Here is a 12,107-nt window from a genome sequence, read left to right as displayed (position 1 = left end):
CATGCGTCTCGACCCGGATAATGAGCTGTCCGCGCCTGCCCGCCCTCGACTGCAACGGGCAGGCAGTCGACGGCCTCCGTGAGGCTGAGGTGCCCTGAATGTGCCCCGGGTGGCTTTGGCTAGATGTCGTAGTACAGCTCGAACTCGTGGGGGTGGGGGCGGAGGCGGATCGGGTCGATCTCGAACTCGTTCTTCATCGTGATCCAGGTCTCGATGAGGTCCGGGGTGAAGACGCCGCCTTCGAGGAGGTAGTCGTGGTCGGACTCCAGGGCCGCGAGGACCTCGGGAAGGCTGCCGGGAACCTGCGGGATGGCACGGGCCTCCTCGGGCGGAAGCTCGTAGAGGTCCTTGTCCACGGGCTCGGCGGGCTCGATCTTGTTCTTGATGCCGTCCAGGCCCGCCATCAGCATGGCGGAGAACGCCAGATACGGGTTGCAGGACGGGTCGGGAACGCGGAACTCGACGCGCTTGGCCTTCGGGTTCGAGCCGGTGATCGGGATGCGGATGCAGGCGGACCGGTTGCGCTGGGAGTAGACCAGGTTGACCGGGGCCTCGTAGCCGGGGACGAGACGGTGGTAGCTGTTCACGGTCGGGTTCGTGAACGCGAGGAGGGACGGGGCGTGCCGGAGCAGGCCGCCGATGTAGTAGCGGGCGTTGTCGGACAGGCCCGCGTAGCCGACCTCGTCGTAGAAGAGCGGCGCGCCGTCCTTCCAGAGGGACTGGTGACAGTGCATGCCGGAGCCGTTGTCGCCGAAGATCGGCTTCGGCATGAACGTGACGGTCTTGCCCGCGGCGCGTGCGACGTTCTTGACGATGTACTTGTAGAGCATGAGCTGGTCGGCGGTCTTCAGGAGCGTGTCGAACCGGAAGTCGATCTCGGCCTGGCCCGCGGTGCCGACCTCGTGGTGCTGCATCTCGACATGGATGCCGGCGGTGAGGAGCTGCGTGACCATCTCCGAACGCAGGTCGGTGTAGTGGTCCATCGGCGGGACGGGGAAGTAGCCGCCCTTGTACGGGGGCTTCGCGCCGAGGTTGCCGCCGGCCTCCTCGCGGCCGGTGTTCCAGGCGCCCTCGACCGAGTCGAGGTAGTAGTAGCCGGCGTTCTGCTTCGTCTCGAACCGGACGTCGTCGAAGATGTAGAACTCGGCCTCGGGGCCGAAGTAGCAGGTGTCGGCGATGCCGGTGCCGCGGAGGTAGTCCTGCGCCTTCTTCGCCACGTTGCGCGGGTCGCGGCTGTAGGGCTCGCCCGTCAGCGGATCGTGGACGAAGAAGTTCAGGTTCAGGGTCTTGTGCTGCCGGAACGGGTCGATGACGGCGGTGGACGGGTCCGGGAGCAGGAGCATGTCCGACTCGTGGATCTCCTGGAAGCCGCGGACGGAACTGCCGTCGAACATCAGCCCCTCGGTGAAGACGCTCTCGCCGAAGCTCTCGACGGGGAACGTGAAGTGCTGCATCTTGCCCGGCAGGTCCACGAAGCGGCAGTCGACGAATTGCACACCTTCGTCCCTGATGTATCCCAGGACCTCGTCGGCGTTGCTGAACATCAGGCCTCCTCGGGGCGATACTCGGCTCCTGGCAGGCTAGGACGGCGCCGTTTCCCGGTGGTGTCTCATATGTTTCCGCCGTGTTACGCGCCCGGCGGGAGCCGGGTCCGGGCTCACCGGGCGACGGGATAGCGTAGAGGCCATGAGCAGTGGTAAAGGCGGGCCGCGGTGGACACAGACGTGGCTCGGCGGGGCGCCCTCGGCAGGGGTCGATCTCGGGAAGCCGGGGGAGCGGCTCAACCTCCCCGAGAGCGGTAGCGGCGCCGTCGCCCCCTACGGTCGGCGGGTGGTCGCGCTGTTCATCGACTGGGGCCTGTCGATGCTGGTCGCGAGCCTCCTGGCGCGGTCGTTCGGCTGGAACCCGGCGGAGCGCAGCATGTGGACCCTGATCATCTTCGCGCTCCAGACGTGGGTGCTGACCGCGTTCATCGGCGTGACGATCGGCAAGCGGATCTGCGGTGTCCGCGTCGCCCGGCTGGACGGACGGCCCGTCGGCCTCGGCTGGGCCCTGGCCAGGACGCTGCTGCTGGTCCTGGTCGTGCCCGCGCTCCTGTGGGACCGCGACTACCGGGGGCTCCACGACCGGGCGAGCAACACCGTCGTCGTCACACTCTGAGGACCTCTGGGCGGAAGCGCCCCGAAAGGGGCGCCCCCGTGAGGTCAGCGCATCTTCGGCTTCGGGCCCTTCGGCATCTTCGCGCCCTTGGGAATGGGCCCCTTCGGCATCTGCATCGACCGGGGAAGCGCCTGCAACCGGTCGTTCAGCTCCGCCACCTGCCCCTTGGTGAGGTTGCGGGGCAGCTTCATCAGGTGGCGCTGGAGGCGGTCCACGGGGATCTGGCCCTCGTCGGTGCCGACCTGCACGTCATAGATCGGCACCTGCTGCGCGGCGCGGGAGAGCCGCTTCTTCTCGGCGCCGAGGAGCGGCCCGACGCGGTTGCGCGGACCCTCCGAGACCAGGACCACGCCGGGACGTCCCACCGCGCGGTGCACCATGTCGAGGTTGCGGTTCCCGCTGACGGCCTCGGTGACCGTCCAGTTGCCGCGCATGTTCTTCAGGATCGCGGCGGCCGCGCCCGGCTGCCCGGCGATCACCTTGTACTGCGCGCGCTGCGCCAGCTGACCGAAGACGATCATGCCGACGGCGAGGGACGCCAGGACGCCCAGCGGGATGAAGAACCACAGCTGGTCGAAGATCAGCCCGATGAGGACGACGACGACCAGGGTGCCGAGCGCGGAGGCGAACACGATCGGCAGGGCCTTCGGGTCGGCCTGCCGGAGCACCTGCGCGACCATGCGGATCTGCTTGAGGCGGCCCGGACGCTCCTGGGCCTCGTCCGTGGGCGTTTTCGACATGGACACAAGAATAGTCGGGTCGGGCCGCCGTCCCGACAGCCCCTGGACGTCCGGGCGGCTCCCGAACTACGCCCGCGCCTCGACGGCCTGCCGGTAGAGGCGGCCGGCGCGGTAGCTGGAGCGCACCAGCGGCCCGGACATGACACCGGCGAAGCCGATCTCCTCCGCCTCGGCGGACAGCTCCACGAACTCCTCCGGCTTCACCCACCGCTCCACCGGGTGGTGGCGGGCGCTCGGCCGCAGATACTGGGTGATCGTGATCAGCTCGCAGCCCGCCTCGTGCAGGTCACGCAGGGCCTGCGAGACCTCCTCGCGGGTCTCGCCCATGCCGAGGATGAGGTTCGACTTGGTGACCAGGCCGTCCTCGCGGGCGCGGGTGATGACCTCAAGGGAACGCTCGTAGCGGAACGCGGGACGGATCCGCTTGAAGATCCGCGGAACGGTCTCCACGTTGTGCGCCAGGACCTCCGGGCGGGACGAGAACACCTCGGCGAGCTGCTCGGGGACGGCGTTGAAGTCCGGGATCAGCAGTTCGACGCCGCAGCCGGGGACCGCGGCGTGGATCGCCCGGACGGTCTCGGCGTACAGCCAGGCGCCGCCGTCGTCCAGGTCGTCGCGGGCGACGCCGGTCACGGTCGCGTACTTCAGGCCCATCGTCGCGACGGACTCGGCGACGCGGCGCGGCTCGTCACGGTCGAGCTCGGCGGGTCTCCCGGTGTCGATCTGGCAGAAGTCGCAGCGCCGGGTGCACTGGTCACCGCCGATGAGGAACGTGGCCTCGCGGTCCTCCCAGCACTCGTAGATGTTGGGACAGCCGGCCTCCTGGCACACCGTGTGCAGGCCCTCCGCCTTCACCAGGCCGCTGAGCTCCCGGTACTGCGGGCCCATCTTCAGCCGCGTCTTGATCCAGTCGGGCTTGCGTTCGATGGGGGTCTGGCTGTTGCGTGCCTCGACGCGAAGTAGCCTGCGTCCCTCAGGTGTCACCGTCGTCACGGGTCCCAGCGTACGTCCCGGTCAGCGGCATCGGCACACCGGGCCGTTCCGGGCATATGGTGGCTTCGTCTTCCGGCGCACGGCACCGGGCCGGGGCCGTCCGGCGGGGCTCGAAGCCGTATCGGTGCGGTATCGAACGTATGACAGTACCTTCGCCGCCCGGTCGATTCGTGTCGTTTCGGCCGTGGACCACGGTGGACCTCTCTAAGGTGACTCCCTGTCGTCACGCAACAGCGTCAGCAGGAGGACCGCAGTGGGCCTGGCAATGTCGTACCTCAGGGTGCCGCCGGTGCTGGAAGGCGAGCCCGATCCCGGCCGGATCGCCCGCCACATCTTCGGCGACGCCCACTGGCGTCGCCGCGGCGCGGCCGCGCTGTTCGACATCGGCCGGGCGTGGCAGGCGATGCACTACCTCTGCACCGGCGACCCGTGGGAGGGACGCCAGCCCGAGTCGGACATCGTGTGCGGCGGGCGGCTGCTCACCGAGGACGGCGCGGACGAACTCGGCATGGACGTGATCTACCTGGCGCCGGACCGGGTGAAGCCCGCCGCCGACCATCTCGTCGCGACGCCGTTCACCGAGCTCGCCGGACGCTACGACCCCGCGGCGATGAGCGAGGCCGGGGTCCAGGACGCGGACCGGCTCGACGCCGCCGCCCGCGACCGGGTCCTAGAACCCGCCTACCGGGGCCTTACGCAGTTCTTCCAGGCCGCCGCGACCGAAGGCCAGGCCGTCTACAAGGTGATGGCCGCCGCCGCGGGCTGAGCGCCCCGCAGGGCCTCCAGCTGGGCCGTCGTGCGGTGCAGGGTGCCGTCCGCGCCGAGCACCGCGGCCAGGTGCCGCTCCACCCGCGGCACGACCTCGGCGACCGTGACGTCCCGCCCGAGCTCCCGGCTGAGGTTCGTGGACCCCGCGTCCCGGATCCCGCAGGGGACGATCTTGTCGAACCAGCCCAGATCGTTGTCGCAGTTCAGCATGAACCCGTGCATCGCGACGCCCCGCGCCACCCGGATCCCGATCGAGCCGATCTTGCGGTCGGGGGCGCCGGGCACCCAGACGCCGCTGCGTCCCTCCACCGTGACGGTCGCCAGGCCGAGTTCGGCGCAGACGTCCATCATCATCCGCTCCAGCAGCCGGACGTAGCCGACGACGTCCCTCGGGTCGGTCAGCCGGACGATCGGGTAGCCGGTGAGCTGCCCCGGACCGTGCCAAGTGATCTTGCCGCCGCGGTCCACGTTTACGACCGGGGCGCCGGGGTCGCCGAGCGGCCGGTCGGCGAGCGCGGTCCGCTTGCCCGCCGTGTAGACGGGCCGATGCTCCATGAGCAGGACGGTGTCGGGGATCGCGTCGTCGACCCGCAGGGCGTGGGTGCGTCGTTGCAGCTCCCACCCCTCCTCGTAAGGGACGGCCGCCGCGCCGAACCCCGCGTGCACCACCACAAGCTCGCGTACGCCCACATCGCTCACACGAGCCAGCCTACGGCCTCGCGGAACGATCGGCGCCTACGGGGATGCCAGCAGCCGGGGCTCCAGCCGGAACTCCTTCGCCGTGCCCGGTCCGTCCGGTTCGACGCGGTACGCGCCCGCGTCCTTCCGGTAGGAGACGGCCTGGACGAACTCGGCGCCGACGTAGTGCAGCGCGACGCCCTCGTCGGCCGCGTAGCCGCTCGGCAGCGTCCCCTCGCCGACGAGCTGCTGGAGCAGCGGGCGGCGCTGCGGCTCGCTGTCGTAGTGGACGCCGCACGAGAACGGCAGGAACCCGAGCCCGTCGGTCAGCGGCCGCAGCCGCGGTCCGAACGAGTCGGTTCCGCCGCCGACGTGCCAGCACAGCGCGCCCGCGCTCTGCCCGGACAGCACCACGCCCTCCTGCCACACCTCCAGCAGGATCTCGTCCAGCCCGTGCAGCCGCCACAGGGCGAGCAGGTTCGCGGCGCTGCCGCCGGACACGTACACCAGGTCCTGGTTGAGCAGGTGGGCGCGAACGTCCGTGACGTTGGGCATCGGGAACAGCGCCAGATGGCCGACCTCGGCGTCCATCGAGGAGAACGCGGCGTAGAGCCGGGAGACGTGCTCGGCGCCGTCGCCGACCGCCGTCGTCAGGAAGCAGACCCTGGGACGGTCCTGGCCGGTCAGGTCGAACGCGTAGCGCAGCAGCGGGCTCGGTGTGTGGCCGTCCCGTCCGTCCGGGACGAAGCTCCCTCCGCCGATCGCGAGGATGTGCGGCTGTCCGTCGGTGCTCATTCACCCTCCTCGTAGGTCGGGCTGTCTCACCGTCACCGTACGACCACCGAGCGGATTCAGCTGGGACTTTGGCGTTTCTTGGAAGTCAGAGCACGGCGCGCAGGGCCGAGTCGACGTCCTCGTGCGCGAAGCGGAACCCGGCCTCCTCCAGCCGCCGCGGCACGACCCGCTGGCTGATCAGAGGCCCCTCGTCGGCGAGATCGCGCAGCGCGGTCCGCAACGCGACCTTCGGGACGGTCACCCGCGTCGGCCGGTTCAGGACGCGGCCGAGCGCCCGGGTGTAGTCCTCGTTCGTCACCGGGTTCGGGGCGGTGAGGTTGACCGGCCCGGCGATCTCGTTCTCGATGAGGAACCGCAGCGCCGCGACCTGGTCGTGGATGGAGATCCAGCTCGTCCACTGGTCGCCGTCGCCGAGCCTGCCGCCGAGACCGAGCCGGAACAGGGGGAGCGTGGAGCCGAGCAGGCCGCCGTCACGGGTGAGGACGACGCCCGTGCGCGGGTGGACGACGCGGACGCCGGCCTCCCTGGCCGGGGCGGCGGCGGCCTCCCAGTCGCGGACGAGCGCGGCGAGGAACCCGCGTCCGGCGGGGGCCTTCTCGTCGACCTCCCGCCCGTCGGTGTCGCCGTAGTAGCCGATCGCGGACCCACAGACCAGCACGGGCGGCCGGCGGCTCGCGGTGGCGATGGCCTCCGCGATCGTCCGGGTGCCGGTCAGCCGGCTGTCCCGGATCTTCCGTTTGTATGCCTTCGTCCATGGCCGGTCGCCGATCCCGGCTCCGGCCAGGTGCACGACCGCGTCCGCGCCGTCCAGCGACGCCGCCTCGACACAGCCGTCCGCGGGAGACCAGCGCGCCTCGTCCGACCGGGTCGGTTCCCTCCGGATCAGCCGGACGACCTCGTGGCCGTCCGCGCGCAGCGACCGCACCAGCGCCGAGCCGATCAGGCCCGACGAGCCCGTGATGGTGACCCTCATGGGTCCACCCTAGGCCGAACGGCGCCGCCGTCCGCTGAGAATCTCACGCGTTTTCGGGTCAGCGGCCTTCGCTTTCGGGCCAGTCTTCGCTGGTGAGAGCCCGGACGGGCACGATTCGTGGCGGGGTGCGCGGACCCGAAGAAAAAGAACCCCGCCGCGGCGGATGCCGCGGCGGGGTCCGGTGCCGGTGGAAGCCGGATGCCCGTCAGACGGTCACAGGCCCAGCTCGGACTCGAAGTTGCCCTCTTCCAGCCGGTGCTTGATCGTGGCGAGGAAGCGCGCGGCGTCCGCGCCGTCGATCAGCCGGTGGTCGTAGGTCAGCGCCAGGTACACCATCGACCGCACCGCGATGACCTCGCCGATCTCCGGGTCGTCGATGACGGCGGGACGCTTCACGACGGCGCCGGTGCCGAGCATCGCGACCTGCGGCTGGTTCAGGATCGGGGTGTCGAACAGCGCGCCGCGGCTGCCGGTGTTGGTCAGCGTGAACGTGCCGCCCGCCAGCTCGTCCGGGTTCACCTTGTTGGTGCGGGTGCGCTCGGCGAGGTCGGCGATCCGCTGCGCGAGGCCGCCGAGGTTGAGCTGCCCCGCGTTGTGCACGACGGGGACCATCAGGCCGCGCTCGGGGACGTCCACCGCGATGGAGAGGTTCTCCACCTCGTGGTAGGTGACCTCGTTCGTCTCCGCGTTGATGACGGCGTTCAGCTTCGGGTGCGCCTTGAGCGCCTCGACCGTCGCCAGCGCGAAGAACGGCAGGAACGACAGCTTGACGCCCTCCCGGGCCTGGAAGTCGGCCTTCGCCTGCTCCCGCAGCCGCGCGATCTTGGTGATGTCCACCTCGACGACGGTGGTGAGCTGCGCGGACACCTGCAGCGACTCCACCATGCGGCGGGCGATCGTCTGCCGCATCCGCGACATCTTCTCCGTCCGGCCGCGCAGCGCGAGCTGCTCGGCGGGCGCGCCCGCGGGCACGGGGGCCGCGTGCCGCCCGACCGGGGCCTGCGGCGCGGCGGCGGGCGCCGGAGCGGGCGCCGCCGGAGGAGCGGTCTGCTGGGCCGCCTGCTGGGCGGCGCGTGCGGCCTCCAGGACGTCCTGCTTGCGGATGCGTCCGCCGACGCCGGTGCCCTTGACCGTGCCCAGGTCGACGTTGTGCTCGGCGGCGAGCTTGCGCACCAGCGGCGTGACGTACGGTCCGTCGCCGGACGGCGCCTCGGCCCGCTCGGGCGCGGCGGGCTGCTGCTGCGCCGCGGGCGCCGGCTCCGGCGCGGACGGCTGCTGCGGGGCCTGCTGTTGCGGGGCCTGCTGCTGCGGCGCGGGCGCCGGGGACGGCGGCGCGGGCGGCTGCTCCTGCGCGGGCGGCGGCCACGACGCGGGCGGCGGGCCCTGCTGCTGCGCGGCGGGCGGCTGCTCGGCCTGGGCCTGCGGCGCGGCGGGCGCCTCCTCCTGCTGCTCGGCGGGTGCGCCGCCGCCGGACGGCGCGTCGCCCTCATCGCCGATGACGGCCAGTTCGGCGCCGACCTCGACGGTCTCGTCCTCGGCGACGGTGATGCTGGTCAGGACGCCCGAGGCGGGGGAGGGGATCTCCGTGTCGACCTTGTCGGTCGACACCTCCAGGAGCGGCTCGTCGGTCTCGACGCGCTCGCCCTCCTTCTTGAGCCAGCGGGTGACGGTGCCCTCGGTGACGCTCTCGCCGAGCTGGGGCATGGTGACGGAGACCGGCATGTCTCAGCGACTCCTTCGGAATACGGGTGCGGCTTGTCAGCCGTGAACGTGCAGTGGTTTGCCGGCGAGGGCGAGGTGGGCCTCGCCTACCGCCTCGGACTGGGTCGGGTGCGGATGGATCAGCTGGGCGACCTCGCTCGGCAGGGCCTCCCAGTTGTAGATGAGCTGCCCCTCCGTGATGAGCTCGCCCACGCGTGCCCCGACCATGTGCAGGCCGAGGACGGGACCGTCCACGGCCGCGATCACCTTGACCTCGCCCTGCGTCCCGAGGATCTTGCTCTTGGGGTTGCCGGCCAGGTCGTAGACGACCTCCTTGATCTCGTACCCGCGCTCGCGGGCCACGGCGGATGTGATGCCGACCGAGGCCACCTCGGGATCGGAGTAGGTGATGCGGGGGACGCCGTCGTAGTCGATCGAGGCGGGGTTCTGCCCGGCCAGCCGCTCGGCGACGAGGATGCCCTCCGCGAACCCGACATGGGCGAGCTGCGGCGTCTGGATCAGGTCGCCGACCGCCGAGATCGTGGGGACGTTCGTCCGGCAGTACTCGTCGACCTTCACGAACCCGCGCTCGGTCTCGACGCCGACCTCGGCCAGGCCGATGCCGTCGGAGACCGGGCCGCGCCCGACCGCGACCAGCAGCAGCTCGGCGTCGATCGTCTTGCCGCCCTGGAGCGTGACGGAGATTCCGCCCTGCGTCGTCTTGGCGCTCTCGAAGCGGGTGCCGACCTCGAACTTGATGCCGCGCTTGCGGAACGCGCGCTCCAGCCGCTTGGAGCTGGACTCCTCCTCCAGCGGCAGCAGGTGGGGGAGGGCCTCGACGATGGTGACGTCCGCGCCGAACGAGCGCCACACGCTCGCGAACTCGACCCCGATCACGCCGCCGCCGAGGATGACGACCGAGCCGGGGACGCGGTCGAGGCGCAGCGCGTGGTCGCTGGAGATGACGCGCTCCCCGTCGATCTCCAGCCCGGGCAGCGACCTCGGCTCGGAGCCGGTGCCGAGCACGATGTGCCGGCCCTCGACGGTGGGGGCGCCGTCCGCGCCGGTGACCTCGACCGTGGTCGGGCCGGTGAGGCGGCCGGCGCCGTGCACGATCTCGATGCCTTTGGCCTTGATGAGCCCGGTGAGGCCCTTGACGGTCGTCGAGACGACCCTGTCCTTGTAGGCGTGCACGCCCTCGATGTCGATGCCCTCGAACGTCGCCTTCACGCCGAACTTGGCGGCCTCGCGGGACTGGTCCGCCACCTCGGCCGCGTGCAGCAGCGCCTTGGTGGGGATGCACCCGCGGTTCAGGCACGTTCCGCCGAGGGACTCGTCCTTCTCGATCAGCGCGACGGACTTGCCGAGCTCGGCGGCGCGCAGCGCGCACGCGTAACCGCCGCTGCCGGCTCCCAGGACGACGATGTCGAAGGGGCCGTTGTCAGCCACTGGACGCTCCCTTTCCGGGTCGTGGCGCCACGGATGTCGAGGCGCCCCTCAGGTGGTGCGGGTCCTTCGGGTGGAGGACCGGGCGGGCGCGCCGGTGCGGGCCCCCGCCGCCACGAGAGAATCTATTCTGCTCACTTCGCGCGACGACGGGCGGGTCCCCCCGCAGAAATTCCTGATCGACCCCCCGGTTCCCGGTTCCGGACTTCGCTACAGGACTCCGGCGGCGAGGTCCTCGGCGATCTGGACGAGCGTGCGGGCGGCGGCGCCGGTGCCGCCCTTCGGGGTGTAGCCGTACGGCTCGCCCTTGTTGAACGACGGGCCCGCGATGTCGAGGTGCGCCCACCTGACGCCGTCCGGCACGAACTCCTTGAGGAACGTCCCGGCGACGAGCATGCCGCCCCACCGGTCGCCGCTGATGTTGGCGATGTCGGCGACCGCCGAGTCGAGGCCCTTGCGCAGCTCCGCCGGGAGCGGCATGCCCCACGACGGTTCCCCGGCGCGCTCGGCCGCCGCGACGACCTTCTCCCGGACGTCGTCGTCGTTGGCCATGACGCCGGTGGTCCGGGTGCCGAGCGCGACGAGCTGCGCGCCGGTCAGGGTCGCGACGTCCACGAGCAGGTCGGGGGAGTCCTCCCCGGCGCGGACGAGGGCGTCGGCCATGACGAGGCGGCCCTCGGCGTCGGTGTTGAGGACCTCGACGGTCTTGCCGCCGTAGATGCGCAGCACGTCCGAGGGGCGCTGCGCGGTGCCGCTCGGCATGTTCTCCGCGATGGTCAGGTACCCGATCACGTTGACCTTGAGCCCGAGCCTGGCGACGGCGGCGAGCGCGCCGAGGACCGCGGCGGCGCCGCCCATGTCGGACTTCATCCAGTCCATGGCCTCGGCCGGCTTGAGGGACAGGCCGCCGGAGTCGAACGTGATGCCCTTCCCGACCAGCACGAGGGTCTTGCTCGCCTCCGGGTGGGTGTGGGCGAGGCGGACCAGGCGCGGCGGGTTGACCGAGCCCTGCCCGACGCCGGCGATGCCGCCGTAGCCGCCCTCGACGAGCGCCTTCTCGTCCAGCACCTCGATGGCGAGGCCGGTCTCCCCGGCGACCCGCCCGGCCTCCGCGGCGAGGTCCTCGGGGGCGAGGTGGGACGGCGGGGTGTTGACGAGGTCGCGGACCAGCTTGACGGCGTCGGCGAGGACCCGGGCCCGCTCGACGGTCGCCTCCTCGGACGCGGGCGCCAGCAACCGGATCTCCTCGACCGGGCCCTTGTGGTCGCCGCCGGTGCGGAAGGCGTCGAACGAGTAGGCGCCGAGCAGCGCGCCGAGCGCGACCGCCTCGACGTCCTCGGCGGACACGGTCGGCAGCGCGACGGCGACGCGGGCGTTCCCGGCGAGGGAGCGGACGGCGGCGCCCGCGGCGCGGCGCACGTCCTCGGCCGACGGCGACTCGCCCAGCCCGGCGGCCACGATGACCTTGGCGGTGACGGCGCCGAGCGCGGGAAGTTTGGTGACCTCACCGGCCTTGCCGGTGGCGCCCAGCGCGGCCAGCGCCTCGGCGAGCCTGCCGTCCAGCGCCCGGTCGAGGTCCTCGGATCCCGCGGCCGGCGCGACGCCCGTCCCGGCCGGAACGACGCCGATCACGATGGCGTCCACGTCAATGCTTGCCAGGGCTGCGCCGTCAAGGCTGATGCTCGTCACGTAGCACGATGTTAGTCCCACCGGTGACCGCTTTCGCCCCTTAGGGGCAAGCCTTGCCCGTCCCTGGGCGCGGTCCCCGCCAGGGCGTGACGGAGGGCGTGACGGAGGGCGCGACGGCGGCCCGACCGGCCGCGTGGGCGTGGCGCGGTTGGTGGCGCGGGCGG

General features: G+C 71.6%; 11 protein-coding genes. 2 read left to right on the top strand and 9 right to left on the bottom strand.

The features are described from left to right. Positions 1-119 precede the first annotated feature (119 nt). Positions 120-1,544 (bottom strand): type I glutamate--ammonia ligase, encoded by a 1,425-nt coding sequence (gene glnA / locus D0T12_RS10580; RefSeq protein WP_117399329.1) that lies wholly within the window; start codon positions 1,542-1,544, stop codon positions 120-122. Positions 1,545-1,686: 142 nt separating this feature from the next. Between glnA and D0T12_RS10575 the strand changes: the two genes are divergently transcribed. Then, positions 1,687-2,160 carry an RDD family protein gene (locus D0T12_RS10575; protein WP_117399328.1) on the top strand — a complete coding sequence of 158 codons (474 nt, stop codon included), beginning with the start codon at positions 1,687-1,689 and terminating at the stop codon, positions 2,158-2,160. A gap of 44 nt (positions 2,161-2,204) precedes the next feature. Here D0T12_RS10575 and D0T12_RS10570 read toward each other — a convergent pair whose 3' ends face one another. Both D0T12_RS10570 and lipA read right to left on the bottom strand, forming a co-directional pair. After that, positions 2,205-2,900, bottom strand: a complete 696-nt coding sequence (locus D0T12_RS10570; protein WP_117399743.1) for a DUF4191 domain-containing protein — start codon at positions 2,898-2,900, stop codon at positions 2,205-2,207. Positions 2,901-2,966: 66 nt separating this feature from the next. Further along, a complete protein-coding gene (gene lipA, locus D0T12_RS10565) occupies positions 2,967-3,893 on the bottom strand; it encodes a lipoyl synthase (protein WP_117399327.1) in 927 nt (308 codons plus the stop codon). Between the two features lie 253 nt (positions 3,894-4,146). Here lipA and D0T12_RS10560 point away from each other — a divergent pair, with 253 nt between their 5' ends. Beyond that, positions 4,147-4,659, top strand: coding sequence for a YfbM family protein (locus D0T12_RS10560; protein WP_117399326.1), 513 nt, complete (start codon positions 4,147-4,149; stop codon positions 4,657-4,659). Here the strand turns inward: D0T12_RS10560 and lipB are convergent. The 6 genes from lipB to D0T12_RS10530 form a co-directional block, all read right to left on the bottom strand. Then, positions 4,629-5,360, bottom strand: coding sequence for a lipoyl(octanoyl) transferase LipB (lipB, locus tag D0T12_RS10555; protein WP_233525957.1), 732 nt, complete (start codon positions 5,358-5,360; stop codon positions 4,629-4,631). The genes D0T12_RS10560 and lipB overlap by 31 nt on opposite strands. A 36-nt stretch (positions 5,361-5,396) precedes the next feature. Further along, entirely contained in the window at positions 5,397-6,134 is a 738-nt protein-coding gene (locus D0T12_RS10550) for a Type 1 glutamine amidotransferase-like domain-containing protein (RefSeq protein ID WP_117399324.1), read from the bottom strand. An 85-nt stretch (positions 6,135-6,219) separates the two neighbouring features. Beyond that, entirely contained in the window at positions 6,220-7,107 is an 888-nt protein-coding gene (locus D0T12_RS10545; RefSeq protein ID WP_117399323.1) for a TIGR01777 family oxidoreductase, read from the bottom strand. Between the two features lie 213 nt (positions 7,108-7,320). Further along, positions 7,321-8,829: a 2-oxoglutarate dehydrogenase, E2 component, dihydrolipoamide succinyltransferase gene (gene sucB / locus D0T12_RS10540; protein ID WP_117399322.1), complete on the bottom strand. Its 1,509-nt coding sequence runs from the start codon at positions 8,827-8,829 to the stop codon at positions 7,321-7,323. Between the two features lie 36 nt (positions 8,830-8,865). After that, entirely contained in the window at positions 8,866-10,257 is a 1,392-nt protein-coding gene (lpdA, locus tag D0T12_RS10535; RefSeq protein WP_117399321.1) for a dihydrolipoyl dehydrogenase, read from the bottom strand. Positions 10,258-10,464: 207 nt separating this feature from the next. Next, positions 10,465-11,943 carry a leucyl aminopeptidase gene (locus tag D0T12_RS10530; protein WP_117399320.1) on the bottom strand — a complete coding sequence of 493 codons (1,479 nt, stop codon included), beginning with the start codon at positions 11,941-11,943 and terminating at the stop codon, positions 10,465-10,467. Positions 11,944-12,107 lie beyond the last annotated feature (164 nt).

Origin of the sequence: Actinomadura spongiicola (genome assembly GCF_003432485.1) — a bacterium.
Classification (GTDB): Bacteria; Actinomycetota; Actinomycetes; order Streptosporangiales; family Streptosporangiaceae; genus Spirillospora; species Spirillospora spongiicola.
This window is presented reverse-complemented; position numbering and strand designations above follow the sequence as displayed.